At 62.6% G+C, this 16472-nt stretch carries 12 protein-coding genes and 1 pseudogene; 10 read left to right on the forward strand and 3 right to left on the reverse strand.

Annotated features, from left to right (window positions below; all coding sequences use genetic code 11):
* The 8 genes and pseudogenes from HHL24_RS10825 to HHL24_RS10860 all read left to right on the forward strand — a co-directional run.
* Positions 1–263: pseudogene (locus HHL24_RS10825) on the forward strand (IS701 family transposase); the annotation flags it as partial.
* Positions 264–660: 397 nt separating this feature from the next.
* Positions 661–1173 (forward strand): (2Fe-2S)-binding protein, encoded by a 513-nt coding sequence (locus HHL24_RS10830; RefSeq protein ID WP_169485493.1) that lies wholly within the window; start codon positions 661–663, stop codon positions 1171–1173.
* A gap of 10 nt (positions 1174–1183) precedes the next feature.
* Positions 1184–3565, forward strand: a complete 2382-nt coding sequence (locus HHL24_RS10835) for a xanthine dehydrogenase family protein molybdopterin-binding subunit (protein ID WP_169485494.1) — start codon at positions 1184–1186, stop codon at positions 3563–3565.
* A gap of 22 nt (positions 3566–3587) precedes the next feature.
* The gene (locus HHL24_RS10840) at positions 3588–4385 is read left to right on the forward strand and encodes an FAD binding domain-containing protein (RefSeq protein WP_169485495.1); all 798 of its coding nucleotides are present in this window, start codon (positions 3588–3590) and stop codon (positions 4383–4385) included.
* A 72-nt stretch (positions 4386–4457) separates the two neighbouring features.
* Complete coding sequence (locus HHL24_RS10845) at positions 4458–5345, forward strand: AAA family ATPase (RefSeq protein WP_169485496.1); 888 nt, start codon at positions 4458–4460, stop codon at positions 5343–5345.
* Between the two features lie 5 nt (positions 5346–5350).
* A complete protein-coding gene (locus tag HHL24_RS10850; RefSeq protein WP_230417408.1) occupies positions 5351–6682 on the forward strand; it encodes a vWA domain-containing protein in 1332 nt (443 codons plus the stop codon).
* Complete coding sequence (locus HHL24_RS10855; RefSeq protein WP_169485497.1) at positions 6673–7269, forward strand: CoxG family protein; 597 nt, start codon at positions 6673–6675, stop codon at positions 7267–7269. The genes HHL24_RS10850 and HHL24_RS10855 overlap by 10 nt, the downstream gene beginning before the upstream one ends.
* A complete protein-coding gene (locus HHL24_RS10860; protein ID WP_169485498.1) occupies positions 7242–8264 on the forward strand; it encodes an XdhC family protein in 1023 nt (340 codons plus the stop codon). Before HHL24_RS10855 ends, HHL24_RS10860 begins: the two co-directional genes overlap by 28 nt.
* Positions 8265–8351: 87 nt before the next feature.
* Here the strand turns inward: HHL24_RS10860 and HHL24_RS10865 are convergent, their stop codons facing one another.
* Positions 8352–9092 (reverse strand): PepSY-associated TM helix domain-containing protein, encoded by a 741-nt coding sequence (locus tag HHL24_RS10865; protein ID WP_169485499.1) that lies wholly within the window; start codon positions 9090–9092, stop codon positions 8352–8354.
* A 338-nt stretch (positions 9093–9430) separates the two neighbouring features.
* Between HHL24_RS10865 and HHL24_RS10870 the strand changes: the two genes are divergently transcribed.
* Positions 9431–11332 carry a DUF3857 domain-containing transglutaminase family protein gene (locus HHL24_RS10870; RefSeq protein ID WP_169485500.1) on the forward strand — a complete coding sequence of 634 codons (1902 nt, stop codon included), beginning with the start codon at positions 9431–9433 and terminating at the stop codon, positions 11330–11332.
* Between the two features lie 121 nt (positions 11333–11453).
* On the opposite strand, the gene HHL24_RS10875 is transcribed toward HHL24_RS10870, so the two are convergent.
* Entirely contained in the window at positions 11454–12482 is a 1029-nt protein-coding gene (locus HHL24_RS10875; protein WP_169485501.1) for a serine/threonine protein kinase, read from the reverse strand.
* Positions 12483–12581: 99 nt separating this feature from the next.
* Complete coding sequence (locus HHL24_RS10880; protein ID WP_035554043.1) at positions 12582–12794, reverse strand: hypothetical protein; 213 nt, start codon at positions 12792–12794, stop codon at positions 12582–12584.
* Positions 12795–13209: 415 nt separating this feature from the next.
* Between HHL24_RS10880 and HHL24_RS10885 the strand changes: the two genes are divergently transcribed.
* Positions 13210–16392, forward strand: coding sequence for an efflux RND transporter permease subunit (locus tag HHL24_RS10885; protein WP_169485502.1), 3183 nt, complete (start codon positions 13210–13212; stop codon positions 16390–16392).
* The last annotated feature ends 80 nt before the right edge of the window (positions 16393–16472 follow it).

Raw genomic sequence — 16472 nt, forward strand, 5'->3', positions numbered from 1 at the left:
CCAAGATGCGCTGGCGCATCGAGCGCGACTATCAGGATCTGAAGCAGGAATTCGGACTGGGTCACTACGAAGGTCGCGGCTGGCGGGGCTTTCACCACCACGCCACGCTGAGTATTGCCGCATATGGGTTTCTGATGGCCCAGCGACTCAGGATGGGATCAGGCAGCGGCGATAAAAAAAACTTCATCGAACGCGCGCTGCCTGCGCTTCCCGCGGATTACATCGCACGCGGCAGTCCAGCGCGCACAACGCCACGTTCCTGACTCCATCACGACGTTGCGTATCCTGCTCGGACTACGGCTCACGCAACGTCTGCACCATTCATCGCAGCGATGGCACGAAAACTATGTGACACAGTAAGACTAACAATTCAAGCAAAGGCCAAAACCCTCAGGCAAACAGACAAAACCGCCGTGCAGGCAAACAAATCAAACCAAGCCCCAACGCCCCAGGGCAAACAGACACCAAGCGCCGCGCAGGCAAAAAAAACCAAAATCTAAAGGCCCACCACCAATAGCGCCATCCCCCAATTTGTGCTTTACTTTTCGGCAGACCCAGAAAAACCAGCAAAACCGCAGCACCCTCATCGGACCCCACGAGCAGGCAGCTGAAGGCAGGAAAAAACAAAGGTCCGGTTTCACCCCATAAGGAGACAACTTCATGGCGATCAGCATCAGTCTGACGGTGAACGGCGCGCCCATCAGCGCCTCAATCGACCCTAGCACCCTGCTTGTCCAGTTCCTTCGCGATCAACTTCGCCTCACCGGAACGCACATCGGCTGCGACACCGCCCAATGCGGCGCATGTACGGTCCACCTGAACGGCCGCGCGATCAAATCCTGCAACATCCTCGCTGTCCAGGCCGAAGGCGCAAACATCACCACCATCGAAGGACTCGCCAAAGACGGCGCCCTGCACCCGATGCAAGCCGCCTTCAAACACTGTCACGGCCTGCAGTGCGGTTTCTGTACGCCCGGCATGGTAATGAGCGCGGTCTCCCTCGTCGAGCGTCAGCCCAATCTCACCGGCGACGACGTGCGCGCCCAGCTCGACGGCAATCTGTGCCGCTGTACGGGCTATCACAACATCGTCAAAGCTGTGCTCGAAGGCGCCGAAGGCATGAAGTCCGCCGGCACAGCCAGCGCCGCGGCCACTGCGCCAGCCACCGCCTGAGGAGCCGACGATGAACGCACCCGACACCCACCTCATCGGCGCTTCCGTCGAACGTAAGGAAGACTATCGGTTCCTCACCGGCAACGGTCAGTACACCGATGACATCGTCCTGCCGCAGCAAACCTATGCGGTGTTCCTACGCTCGCCGCACGCACACGCAAAAATCAACAGCATCGATACCACCGCTGCCAAACAGTCACCCGGTGTCGTCGCGATCTTCACCGGCGCGGACATGGCGGCGGACAATGTCGGCGGTCTGCCGTGCGGCTGGCTGATCCACAGTACCGACGGCAAGCCGATGAACGAGCCGCCGCATCCGATCATCGCGCACACGAAAGTGCGCCACGTCGGCGATCAGGTCGCGCTCGTCATCGCCGATTCGATCAAGGCCGCGAAAGACGCGGCCGAACTGATCGAGGTCGATTACGACGTGCTGCCGGCCGTGGTCGACACTGCGCACGCGGGCGATCCGGGCCAAGCCGCGGTTCACGACGAAGTGCCGGACAACGTCTGCTACAACTGGGGCCACGGCGACAAAGCCGCGACCGACGCCGCCTTCGCCAAAGCGGCGCACGTCACCACACTCGACATCGTCAACAACCGCCTGATCCCGAATGCGATCGAGCCGCGCGCGGTCAACGCGAGCTACTCGGTGCAGGACGAGAGCTACACACTCTACGTCTCGAACCAGAATCCGCACGTGGAACGCCTGTTGATGGCCGCGTTCGTGCTGTCGCTGCCGGAATCGAAACTGCGCGTCATCGCGCCGGATGTCGGCGGCGGTTTCGGGTCGAAGATTTTCCTGTACGCCGAAGACGTCGCGCTGACGTGGGCATCGAAGAAGATTCGCCGTCCGATCAAATGGACAGCGGAGCGCTCGGAAGCTTTCGTGTCCGACGCGCACGGCCGCGATCACGTGACCAAAGCCGAACTGGCGATGGACGCCGACGGCAAGTTCCTCGCGATGCGCATTCATACGATCGCCAACATGGGCGCGTATCTGTCGACCTTCGCGTCGAGCGTGCCGACCATCCTGTACGCGACGCTGCTCGCCGGCCAGTACACGACGCCCGCCATCTACGCCGAGGTGAAAGCGGTCTTCACCAACACCGTCCCGGTCGACGCCTACCGCGGCGCAGGTCGTCCAGAAGCGACGTATGTCGTCGAGCGTCTGGTCGAAACAGCAGCACGTGAAATGAAGCTCGATCCCGCGGAAATCCGCCGCCGCAACTTCATCCGCGAATTTCCGTACGCGACGCCGGTCGGCCTCACTTACGATACCGGCGACTACGACACCACGCTGAGCCGTGCGCTCGAACTCGCCGACGTGAAAGGGTTCGCCGCGCGCAAGCAGGAATCCGAAAAGAACGGCAAGCTGCGTGGCCTCGGCTACTCGTGCTACATCGAAGCCTGTGGTTTGGCGCCGTCGAACATTGCCGGCGCATTGGGCGCACGAGCCGGGCTCTTCGAAGTCGGCCAGATTCGCGTGCATCCGACGGGTTCGGTCACCGTGTTCACCGGCTCCCACAGTCACGGCCAGGGGCATGAGACGACCTTCGCGCAAGTGGTCGCGGACCGGCTCGGTATTTCGCTGGAAAGCGTGGAGATCGTTCACGGCGACACCGGCCGCATTCCGTTCGGCATGGGCACGTACGGCTCGCGCTCGATCGCGGTCGGCGGCTCGGCGATCATGAAGGCGCTCGACAAGATCGAAACCAAGGCGAAGAAGATTGCCGCGCATCTGCTGGAAGCCGCGGCGGAAGACATCGAGTTCAAGGACGGCGTGTTCCGCGTTGCGGGCACCGATCGGACCAAGGCATTCGCCGACATCTCGCTTGCCGCCTACGTGCCGCACAACTATCCGCTCGACGTGCTCGAACCGGGTCTCGATGAATGCGCGTTCTACGATCCGAGCAACTTCACGTATCCGGCGGGTTCGTACATCTGCGAGATCGAGGTCGATCCGGAGACGGGCGTCTGTCGCATCCAGCATTTCACGGCGGTCGACGATTTCGGCAACGTGATCAATCCGATGATCGTCGAAGGCCAGGTGCACGGCGGGCTCGCTCAGGGCATCGGCCAGGCCATGCTGGAGCGCTGCGTGTACGACAACGAGAGCGGCCAGTTGTTGTCCGGCTCCTACATGGACTACGCGATGCCGCATGCGTCCGATCTGCCGAACTTCACCGTCGAAACCGCGAAGGGCACGCCGTGCACGCACAATCCGCTCGGCGTGAAAGGCTGCGGCGAGGCGGGCGCGATCGGCTCGCCACCGGCGGTCATCAACGCGATCCTCGACGCGCTCGCGCCGCTCGGCGTGACCGACCTGCAAATGCCGGCGACGCCGCATCGCGTGTGGTCCGCGATCCACGCTGCCAAGCAACCCCACTGAGATCCTGAGCGGAGCATTCGACATGTATTCATTCGAGTATCAACGCGCGACGGATCCGAAAGCGGCCGCCGCAGCCATCACCGCCGACAGCAACGCGAAATTTCTCGCCGGTGGGCAAAGCCTGTTGCCGACCATGCGCCTGCGTCTCGCGCAGCCCTCGCAACTGATCGACGTGACGAGGATTCCGGCGCTTAAATCGATCACTGTCGATGCCGGCAAGGTGACAATCGGCGCCGCCGTCTGTCACGCGGACGTCGCCGATCACGCCGAGCTTCGGCGCGTGCTGCCGGCGCTCGCGGACCTCGCCGGACACATCGGCGATCGCCAGGTGCGCGCGCTCGGCACCATCGGCGGCTCGCTCGCGAACAACGATCCAGCCGCCTGCTATCCGGCTGCGGCGATGGCTTTGGACGCAACCATCGTCACCGATCGGCGACGGATTTCGTCGAGCGATTTCTTCGTCGGCATGTACGAGACCGCATTGGCGCCCGACGAGTTGATCGTGGCCGTCGAGTTTCCGGTGCCCGAGCGCGCCGGCTACGAGAAATTCCGCAATCCGGCGTCGCACTTTGCGCTGGTCGGCGTGTTCGTCGCGAAGTTCGCGAGCGGCGTGCGCGTTGCGGTGACAGGCGCGGCGTCTTCGGTATTTCGCGTGCCGGAACTGGAAAGCGCGCTATCGGCGAATTTCACGCCCGAGGCTGCACGAGCGGTGACTGTATCCGACGCCGACCTGAACACCGACATGCACGCGAGCGCCGAATATCGCGCGCACCTGATTCCGGTGCTGGCCGCGCGAGCGGTGACGAAGGCGAACGGTTAGCAGTACGCGCGGTTGGCGGCTGACGCGCCGCCCCGCGCCTCACCCGTTTCACCGTGCAGATTCAGGAACACCATGCAGCCTGCTTCAATCGACGACACCCTCGCACAACTCGCGGCCCAGGACTACTTCGCCAGCCGCGAGCTCGCGACCGCGTTGTACCTTGCACTGCGCATGGAGCGGCCGTTGTTTGTCGAAGGCGAGCCGGGCGTCGGCAAGACCGAACTCGCCAAAGCCGCGGCGGGGATGCTCGGCACCACGATGCTGCGCCTGCAATGCTACGAAGGACTCGACACCGCCAGCGCGCTCTACGAATGGGACTACCCGCGCCAGATCATGGCGCTGCGTCTGGCCGAGGCCGCCGGCGAGCGGCCCGGCAACGACACGCTATATCGCAGCGAATTCCTGCTGAAGCGTCCGTTGCTGCAAGCGCTGATGCCCGACGAAAATCATCCGGGCGCGCGGCGCGTGTTGTTGATCGACGAGATCGACCGCGCCGACGAGCCGTTCGAAGCCTTCCTGCTAGAGCTGCTTTCGGACTTCCAGGTATCGATTCCCGAGTACGGCACGGTGCGCGCGGAACAGCCGCCGCTTGTCGTGATGACGTCGAACCGGACGCGCGAAGTACACGACGCATTGAAGCGCCGTTGCCTGTATCAATGGATCGGCTATCCCGAGCGCGATCGCGAACTCGAAATCGTCGCCGCGCGTGCGCCGCAGACGTCGGCGGAATTGCAACGGCGTGCCGTCGATTTCGTGCATCGGCTGCGCGGTATGGATCTGTTCAAGGCGCCCGGCATCGCCGAAACGATCGACTGGTGCCGCGCGTTGGAAGCGCTGTCGGTGACGGAACTCGACCCGCAATCGGTGCAGAACACCATGGGTGTGCTGCTCAAATATCAGGACGATCTGGCGCGCGTCGATGCCGCGCAGATCGCGCAATGTCTCGCGGCGCCGGGATAACGGCGATGGAAAAGAAAGCGGACGACGGCAACGGCGCTTCGGCAAGCAGTGGCGCTCAGGCGGGCGAAGCCGGTGCGCGCGCGACGACCGCCTCCGCCGACACGTCGGCCGCGCCGATCGATACGCCCACATTGGCCCGCAACGTCGTGCACTTTGTGCGCGTGCTGCGCGGCGCGGGCTTGCCGATGTCGCCGGCGCAAGCCGTCGACGCACTCGCCGCGTTGCACTGGATCGACCTCGGCCGGCGCGACGATGTCCGCGCCGCGCTCGCCACACTATTGGTCGGTGCGCCGGACGAACGCGACCTCTTCAATACTGCCTTCGATCTGTTCTGGCGCGATCCGGATTGGGAAGGCAAGCTGCGCGCGCTGCTGCTGCCGAAAGTCCGCGATGGCCTGCCTCCTCCCAAACGCAACAACCGTCTCGCCGACGCGCTCGCCGTGCGCACACCGCACTCGCCGCACCGCAAAGCGCCACAGGAAACGGAACAGCACGACCTGCACGCGCACGTCACCTTCAGCGCTGAAGAGCGGCTGCGTCATCGCGATTTCGAAACGCTTTCCGCTGATGAATGGCGCACCTTGCGTCATCTGATCCGCGGCCAGCGTCTGCCGCTCGCCACCGAACCGACGCGCCGTCTGAAAGCCGCTTCGCACGGCACGCACGCGGACTTGCGCGCGAGTGCCCGGCACGCGGTGCGCGCGGGCGGTGACTGGACGGTGTGGAAGTATCGCGCGGTGGTGGAACGCAAACCGCCGCTGGTATTGCTGCTCGATATCTCCGGCTCGATGAGCAGCTATTCGCGCGCGGTGCTGTACTTCTGCCACGCGCTGCTGCAATCGCGTGAACGCCTGCAGGTGTTCCTTTTCGGCACGCGCCTGACCAACGCAACGCGCGCGCTGCGCGAACGTGATCCCGACGTGGCGATCGCGACGCTCACCGATCAGGTGGTCGACTGGTCCGGTGGCACACGGATCGGCGCTGCGCTCGCCGAATTCAACCGACGCTGGGCGCGCCGCGTGCTGACTGGCAGAGCCACCGTACTGCTCGTCACCGACGGCCTCGATCACGAAGCAATCGACGTGCTCGACACCGAAATGGCCCGCCTGCGCCGCTTCGCACATCGTATTGTGTGGCTCAATCCGCTGCTGCGTTTCAGCGGTTTTTCACCGAAGGCGCGCGGCGTGCAGGCGATCCTGCCGTATGTCGACGCGCATCGTCCGGTCCATAATCTAGACAGTCTGGCGGCGTTCGGCCGCGATCTCGCGCAACTCACGCGCGCGCCTCGTCTCGCCGTATCCGCCACGACAACCGCGGGAGCAACGCCATGGAATTGAGTGAAACCCATACGCTGCCGGTTTCTCAGCAGCGCGCCTGGGATGCCCTGAACAATACGGAAATCCTGCGCGCGTGCATTCCCGGCTGCGAGAGCATCGACCCGGACGGCGAAAATGCATACGCGGTGGTGCTGAGCGCATCGGTCGGTCCGGTGAAGGCTCGCTTCAAAGGGCGTATGCTGCTGACCGACATCGATGCGCCGAACACGTACACCATCGTTTTCGAAGGCCAGGGTGGCGCGGCAGGCTTCGGCAAGGGCAATACGCACGTCACGCTCGAACCGGAAGGCGACACCGCGACGAAGCTCACATACACCGCGACGGCGCAGGTCGGTGGCAAGCTCGCGCAGATCGGTTCCCGGCTGGTCGACGGTGCGGCGCGTAAAATCGCGGGCGAATTTTTCAAGCGCTTCGGCGCGCAGGTTGGCGGCAACGCTGACGGCGAAACGCCCCCGGATGGCAGCGAAACTGCAGCCGCCGAAGCGGCGGTGCAAAATACAGAATCGAATGAGGCCACGGACACTGAGTCCGGCGGCGACGGAACGAAGAGGAAGAAATCATGGACAGCGTGGATCTCGAAGTCCTGAAGTCCAGCGCACGTTGGCTGGAGGAGGGACATCGCGCGCTACTGGTGACGGTGGTGAAGACGTGGGGCTCGTCGCCGCGTCCCGAGGGCGCGATGCTCGCGGTGCGTGACGATGGACTCGTGGTGGGGTCGGTATCGGGCGGCTGTATCGAAGACGACCTGATCGACCGCGTGCGGCAAAAGGGTATTGAGCAGACACGCCCGGAGGCGGTGAAGTACGGCATCACGGCGGAGGAAGCGCATCGCTTCGGCCTGCCGTGCGGCGGCACGATCCAGCTGGTGCTGGAGCCTTTGACGACGCAAAGCGGCATTGCCGATCTGTGCAATGCGGTGGAGGACGGCCGTCTGGTGGCACGTGAAGTCGATATGGTGACGGGCGCGGTGCGGCTCGATACGGCGCAGGCGACGGACGGCGTGCATTTCGACGGCGAGCGTCTGCTGACGATTCACGGCCCGCGTTACCGGATGCTGGTGATCGGCGCGGGGCAGTTGTCGCGCTATCTGTGCAACATTGCGGTCGGGCTCGATTATCAGGTCACCGTGTGCGATCCGCGCGAGGAGTACACCGAGGAGTGGAATATTCCCGGCACTAAAATCGTGCGGACGATGCCGGACGATACGGTGATCGAGATGAAGCTCGATGAGCGGTGTGCGGTGATTGCTTTAACGCATGATCCCAAGCTGGATGATCTCGCTTTGATGGAGGCGTTGAAGACGCCGGCTTTTTATGTGGGTGCTTTGGGATCGCGAAGGAATAATCAGGCGCGGCGCGAGCGGTTGAAGGAGTTCGATCTGAACGATGCCGAGTTGGCCCGGTTGCATGGGCCGGTTGGGATTTATATTGGTAGCCGGACGCCGCCTGAGATTGCCGTTTCTATTCTCGCCGAGGTGACGGCAGCCAAGAATGGCGTTTCGTTGCCGACTTTGTTGCAGGTGGAAGGCGCTAAGGCAGCGCGGGAGATTGCGGCTTCTGGGGGGGCGGCTTGTAGCGTTTAACACGAATATGGGGAGCGTCGGGCGCGTCTGATTTTTGCTCGCGCGGCGCTTCATGGACCCCATGCCGCCGCGCAAGGCAAAAGCCGCTTACATTAACCCACAAACCACCGCGGCAACCACTGAGCATCCAACCAGCACGACACCCACAACTCGCCGTTTGTTAAGTTCGGTCCACAGCAGGACACCGGTCAGAGAAAGCAGAATCATCCCACCAGCGATTGTATCGATCAACAAAACCCACCCTACACTCAACCCCACACCGCGATGCAAATTATTCATCGTCGTGAGAAACGAGTTCTGCGTGCGTTTCACCGCAACAAACCCATTCCCAACCCAATACTCAGCCTGCACATTCTGATTAGGGCCAAAAATCCCGACTTGCCAGAACTCCGGTTGCATCGTGCTGCGATCGCCCCACGCCACTGGATGCGCCGGCTCGCGCTTCACCCTCCCCGGCTTGCCGTCGATCTTCAACTCTCCCTTCAGCCACTTCGCCATCTCCATTGGCGAACCCAACTTTTTCTGCGGCACAGGAATCTGCATCTCCTCGACCTGCGGCTCACCGGATGACACCTTCAACGGGCCGCCCCGATGGTTCAGCAAAAAGCCGGTCGCGCCAAACATCAGCCCCAACACCGCGCCCCACAGGCCGACCCAGCCGTGCACCTTGCGCAACCACTTGATGAAATTCGCCCGCCGCGAACGCTGGCGCCGGGCCGCCTGCTCGGCGTCGTCCATCAGATGATGACCACGCTCCAGCGTACGAGCGGTGTATTGCGTGCCGTCACCCGCAGCAGGTTTCATATCGATCGCATCAGGCGCGTTCACATCCAGGCTCCAGGCGCAGTAAGTTAAACCCTCGCCGACGAGCGACGGGCGACGACAAGGCGCTCGTTCACATCAGCGGTAAAGGAAAGTTCGAAAGGAAGGGCCAGACAAACCCGGCTTGCGGTCCAGGCCGTCCGGCTGAGAGGCTGGCTGGCAGTCACAGAAGAGGAGAAATGTGACAGAAAGCTAGCGATGCCTTTCAATTGAGAATAGCTATCATTACATAATTAGGGCATTTGCTCAATCGCAAAGCGCGGTATCCGCTTGACATCCGGGCGGCGCAAACCGACTCTAACTGGCGATCCCGTCAACGTTGCCGTTCCGGATACCTGCCTGCCATGCGCCTCGCCTCTTGGGTCTGTCTTGCTTCTCTCGGCTGGCTTGCGTGCACCCACGCCGCGAGCGCGAACATCGCAACCAAACTGGACGATCCTTATACCAACGAAGGTGAAACGCAGACCTTCACCGTCAATGCCGACGGCTCCTTTTCGAAGCTCGATTCGATGACGCTGCACGTGAACAACGAGGCAGGCGTCGCGCGGGTGGCGCAGCAATACGTCTGGTTCAACCGCAATATCGCGGACGTGCAGATCCTCGAGGCGTATACGACCACCGCCGATGGCGTGCGTCACGACGTGCAGCCCGAGCAGATCCGCGACGTGCAGGAGGCCCGCTCGTTCGACGCGCCGATGTTTCAGGACATCCAGGAAAAGGTGATCGTGTTCCCCGCCGTCGAGCCCGGCGCGCGCGTGCACCTCACCTATCGGAAGACGCAAAAGCAGCCGATCGTGCCGGGCGAGTTCAGCGACTTCACGCCGCCCGATCTCGCGCCGACCCACAACTTTCACCTCATCTACGACCTGCCCGCAGACAAGCCGCTCTATGCCGATGCACGCGGCTTCACCACACTGCAACCGGTCACGCGCGACGGCCGCACACGCTACGAATATCGTTACGACAAGGCGCATTTCAGCCGGCTCGAGCGCGGCTCGATTGCGTACGTGTCGTATGGCGACCGGCTGATGGTCTCGACCTTTCCGGACTACGCCGCTTTCGCCGCCAGCTACAAGGCGTCCGCCGCCGACCCGAGCACGCGCGACGGCGCCGTCACGCGTCTCGCGCAAAACCTCACCGCGCGTGACCACACCCCGCGCGACAAAGCCAAGACGCTGTACGACTGGGTGCGCCGCAACGTCCGCTATGTGGCGATCTATGTCGGGCGCGGCTCGGTGGTGCCGCACAGCGCAAGCGCGATCCTCGCGAACCGCTACGGCGACTGCAAGGATCACGTGGCGCTATATGGCGCGCTGCTCGACGCGGTCGGCATCCGCAATGAGCCGGCTTTGATCAGCAGCGGCTCGATCTATACGCTGCCCAGCGTGCCGGGCTACGGCGTCATCAATCACGCCATCACGTGGCTGCCCGATTTGCAGCAATACGCCGACTCGACGGCGTCGAATGTTGAATTCGGTTTTTTGCCGTCGTCCGATATGGACCGGCCCACCGTCCTCGTCAATCAGGGGGTGGTTGCGCAAACGCCGGCCACGGAGTTGACGACGCGCAGCACCGACCTGTCGATCAAGGTCGAACCGGATGGCTCGGCGAGCTTCACGTATCGGCTGGAAGCCTCGGGTGCGACAGCCGAACAGGCGCGCGCGATGTTGCGCACGCAGACGCCCGCGCAACGCGAGGACTCGATCCAGGCGGAACTGCGCAGCGCCAACCTGCGCGGCACCGCCACGCTAACCACCAGCGACCTCAGCGTTGCCGACGGCCCGCTGACGATCACGATGAAAGGCACGCTCGAAAGTCTGGTGGTGCCGGGCGCAGCGGCATCGATTCCGGCGCTGACAAGTCTGGCCGGCGGCTTCGAAGCGGACACCCGCTATTGGCTTGGCGAACGGCAGCGCACGCAGCCGTTCATTTGCCACAACCTGGCGTTGCATGAACGCGCGCGCATTGAATTACCCGCGAATTTCCACGTGCTCGAGATGCCGGAAGCGAAACGAACCGAGGACCGCTTCGTCGATTTTCAGTCGCAATACACGTTCGATCCGCTCAGCAACGTGGTGACGATGGCGCGCGACGGCGCCACCCATTTCGACAGCGAGGTCTGCACACCCGACGATTTCGTGCAGATGCGTCCCGCGATCGAAGCGATCGGACGAGACGTGCGCGCCGAAGTGATCGTCAAATCGACGCTGGTGGAATCGTCGAGCGTGGCGTCGCAGGCGCCTTGAAACACCGTAGAGGTGCCGCAGATCTGCGGCACCTCTACCTACCTTTTAGCGCAACCGCCAGACGAATTGCCGCCGCATGACCTGCTGCCCTGGAACGGCACACGCATGGAACCGCGCTCGCTCAAACCGGCCAGAGCGGTCCTTCCTGCATCGCGCCGAGCTGCTCGCGCAGTTCGAGGATGCGGTCTTCCCAATAGCGCTGCGTGTTGAACCACGGAAACGCCGCCGGAAACGCCGGGTCGTCCCAGCGGCGCGCAAGCCACGCCTGGTAGTGAATCAGCCGCAACGTGCGCAACGCTTCGACGAGATACAGTTCGCGCGGCTCGAAGTCGCAGAAGTCTTCGTAACCGGCGAGCAGATCCGCCAGCGCACGCGAAGCCTCGACGCGATCGCCCGGCAGCAGCAGCCACAAATCCTGCACCGCCGGACCCATGCGGCTATCGTCGAAGTCGACGAAATGCGGGCCCGCGTCGGTCCACAACACATTGCTCGGATGACAATCGCCGTGCATTCGCAACATGCGAATATCGCCGGCACGCTCGAAGGCGCGTTCGACGCCTTCAAGCGCGAGATTTACCACGGCTTGCCACGCGGGCCGCACGTCGTCGGGCACGAAGTGGTGTGACAGCAGGAAGTCGCGCGGCTCGTAGCCGAACGTGTTGATGTCGAGTGTGGGACGCTCGGTGTAGTTCTGTGTCTGCCCAACCGCATGGATGCGGCCGATAAAACGCCCCAGCCATTCGAGCGTATCGCGCCGGTCCAGATCAGGCGCGCGGCCGCCGCGGCGTTCGAAGATCGAGAAACGGAAACCGCCGAAGGTATGCAGCGTGCGGCCTTCAAAAACACGCGCGGGCACCACCGGAATTTCGCGCGCGGCGAGATCGGCGACAAAAGCGTGTTCTTCGAGAATGGCGGCGTCGGTCCAACGCTCGGGACGGTAGAACTTGGCGACCACCGGCGGACCGTCTTCCACGCCGACCTGGTACACGCGGTTCTCGTAGCTGTTGAGCGGCAGCATGCGGCCGTCGGTGTACACACCGACGCTGCTGAGCACGCTGTCGAGCGCGTCGAGCACGATTTCCGGCTTGAGCCGGGCGAAAGGCACGGCGCTATCGGCGCCGTCCTGTGGGTCGAAATTGTCGTCGTTCATGTCCGCATTGTGCGCCGCGCCGCCGTCAAAGACGAGGGCGTCGGCTCACCCTGCGGTTTACTGCCACCTGCAACCACATGAAGCGGACTCAAACCAGCGTCAATGCACCTGTGCGCTCGACGGGCGCACCTGCTCGCCCGTATCGATCAGATCTTCAAGGAAAAAGGGTTCAGTATTCAAATGCTCGGAAGTGCCGGGCTCGCCGGCATACCAAGCCACCATAGCCATATCGCCAAGAATGCGCATGACGATCCCGCGTGCGCCTTGCGGCACGGCGATATGCACCGATCGGACAATGGAACCGATTTGCATGAAGTTTCCCCGTTTCTCCCATAGCCGGCTTTATGGATTCCGCGCCGGTCAAGGTGATGATAAAAGCGCCGCTTCGCCAATAACGTTGCGTACGCACCCAATCTGCTGCGCGTAAGACGCGTGAGAGGTTCGAGTCATTGTTCCCGTTTCGCGGGGCCATGGAAAGCGCGAACTCAAGGCTGTTCACCCGTCGTTTCGCCCTATTCCCATTACAGCGCGCCGGGCCGATGATCTGGACGTAACGCGTCGTAACGAGACCATCATAAACCCAGCCGGGGCGATATATCAAAATCATGCACCGCCATAACGACCCTCTTAATCCGCCCGTTGGGGCCGCCGGCCTGCGTCGCGGCTTGCTCGACAGCTGCCGCGCGTGCAATGCCGCCGGCTACAGCTTTCATCGACCTCACTAGTCATGTGGATCGTTCGTCTGGCGCTGCGGCGCCCTTATACCTTCGTCGTGCTGGCCCTGCTTTTGCTGATCGTCGGTCCGATGACGATCCTGCGCACGCCGACCGACATCTTCCCAAATATCGACATTCCGGTGCTGTCGGTGATCTGGTCGTACAACGGCCTGCCCGCCGACGAAATGGAAAAGCGCATCGTGCTCAACTACGAGCGCGGGCTGTCGACCGCGGTCAACGATATCGAGCATACGGAGTCGACTTCGCTGAACGGCATCGCGGTGATCAAGATCTTTTTTCAGCCGCACGCGAATATCGATGAAGCGCTCGCCGAAGTCACCGCGCTGTCACAGACACAATTGCGCTCGTTGCCGCCGGGCATCACGCCGCCGAATATCCTGCGCTACAACGCTTCGACGGTGCCGATCCTGCGCCTCGCGCTGTCTTCCGCGTCGCTCACCGAGCAGGAGCTGTTCGACTTCGGCAACAACTTCCTGAAAACGCAGCTTGCCACCGTGCCCGGCGCCTCTGCGCCGTTGCCATACGGCGGCAAACAGCGGCAAATCATGGTGGATATCGATTCGCGCAAGCTGCAGGAGCGCAATCTGTCGCCGATGGACGTGGTCAACGCGGTCAGCGCACAAAATCTGATCTTGCCCTCGGGCACCGCGAAAATCGGTTCGACGGAATATTCGGTGGAGATGAACGGCAGTCCGGATTCGCTCGCGGGCCTCAATAACATTCCGATCAAATCCACCGCTAACGGCACCGTCTATATCCGCGACGTCGCTCATGTGCGCGACGGCTTCCAGCCGCAAACCAACATCGTGCGCGTGAACGGCCAGCGCGCCGCCTTGCTGACCATCAATAAAAGCGGCAACACGTCCACGCTCGAAATCGTCGACCGCATCAAGAAAATGATGCCGACGCTGCGCAATCTCGTGCCGGCTTCGCTGAATATCGATCCGGTCGCTGATCAGTCGCTGTTCGTGCGCGCCTCCGTGCAGGGCGTGCTGCGCGAGGCGCTGATCGCCGCATGCCTGACTGGCCTGATGATTCTGCTGTTCCTCGGCAACTGGCGCGCGACGCTGATCATCGCCGTGTCGATTCCGCTGTCGATGATCACCTCGATCATTGCGCTGTCCATGCTTGGCGAAACCATCAACATCATGACGTTGGGCGGGCTCGCACTCGCGGTCGGCATTCTGGTCGACGACGCGACCGTCGCAATTGAAAACATCAGCCACCAACTCGAACAAGGCAAGACGCTGGAGCAGGCGATTCTCGACGGCGCACACCAGATCGCGATTCCGACGCTGGTCTCGACTTTATCGATCTGCATCGTGTTCGTGCCGATGTTTCTGTTGACGGGCGTCGCGCACTATCTGTTCATTCCGCTCGCCGAAGCGGTGGTGTTCGCGATGCTGGCCTCGTATTTCTTCTCGCGCACGCTCGTGCCGACAATGGCGAAATACCTGCTGCGCCATCACCACAAGCCGGCGGACCTGCATCACGCGCCCGAGCAAACGCGCAATCCGTTCATGCGCGCGCACTATGCCTTCGAGCGCGGCTTCGCACGTTTTCGCGAGCGCTATCGCGTGTTTCTCGAAGCGCGGGTTGCGCGGCCGGGTCTGTTCGTGACGTTGTTTCTCGTCTGCTGTGGCGCGTCGATGCTGCTGATGCCGTTTCTCGGCCGTGACTTTTTCCCGCAGGTCGATGCCGGCACCATCGCGTTGCATCTGCGCGCGAAAACAGGCATGCGGGTCGAGGAAACCGCGGTAGTCACCGACCGGGTCGATACGCGGATTCGTCAGTTGATACCGCCGGGCGAGTTGCATTCGCTCATCGACAATATCGGCCTGCCGGTCTCGGGCATCAACCTCTCGTACAGCAACACCGGCACGATCGGCACCTCGGATTCGGACGTACTCATCACGCTGAATCCCGATCATCATCCGAGCGCGGACTACGTGCGCACCCTGCGCCGAACGCTCACCGATGAATTCCCCGGCGTGCAGTTCGCCTTCCTGCCCGCGGATATCGTCAGTCAGACGCTCAACTTCGGCATGCCGTCGCCGATCGACATTCAGATCGTCGGGCGCGACGTGGCTGGCAATCGCGCCTTCGCCGCGCAGTTGCTGAATCGCCTGCGCACGGTGCCGGGTCTTGCCGACGCACGCATCCAGCAGCCCGCGGATTTGCCGCGCATCTTTATCGACGTGGACCGCACGCGCGCGCAGCAAGCAGGCTTCTCGCAACGCGACATCGCGAGCGATCTGCTGATTACGCTGTCCGGCAGCCAGCAGACCACGCCGACGTTCTGGCTCAACCCGCGCAACGGCGTCAGCTATAACGTAATCACGGAAGCGCCCCAATACACGATCGATTCGTTGCAATCGCTCGCGAACATTCCGCTGAATGCTAACGGCCGCAGCAATATCCTCGGCTCGCTCGCCACGATGAAACGCGAAGCCGGCAACGCGGTGCTCACGCACTACAACGCACAAACCACTATCGACATTTTCGGCACCGCCGACGGCCGCGATCTCGGCGGCGTATCCGACGACATCAGCAAGATCATCGACGACGCCAAAGCCGATCTTCCCAAAAGCTCCGCTATCGAAGTGCGCGGTCAGGTGCAGACGATGAACGATTCGTTCTCGGGTCTCTTCGCCGGTCTCGTGTTCGCGATCCTGCTGGTGTATCTACTGATCGTGGTGAATTTCCAGTCGTGGCTCGATCCCTTCATCATCATCACGGCGCTGCCGGGCGCGCTCGCGGGCATCGTGTGGATGCTGTTTCTCACGCACACCACGCTGTCGATTCCGGCCCTGACCGGCGCGATCATGTGTATCGGCATCGCCACCGCGAACTCGATTCTCGTGATCAGCTTTGCACGCGAACAGTTGCTCGAACACGGCGACGCGACGCGCGCGGCGATCGAAGCGGGCTTCACGCGTTTCCGTCCGGTGCTGATGACGGCGCTCGCAATGGTGATCGGCATGGTGCCGATGGCGATCGGTCTCGGCGAAGGCGGCGAGCAGAATGCGCCGCTCGGGCGCGCGGTGATCGGCGGTTTGACGGTCGGCACGTTGGCTACGCTGATCTTCGTGCCCGTCGTGTTTTCGATGATCTACCGGCGGCTCGCGGCACGGCGTCAGCGGGCGGCCGAGCATGTGGTGCAAAAGCCATGACGATCAGCGCACAACACGCAGCACGAAACACGAAACACGAAACACGAGAGGCAGCGTTGACTGCCCAGGCATTCTGATAG

This window comes from Paraburkholderia polaris (assembly GCF_012927345.1).
Classification (GTDB): Bacteria; Pseudomonadota; Gammaproteobacteria; order Burkholderiales; family Burkholderiaceae; genus Paraburkholderia; species Paraburkholderia polaris.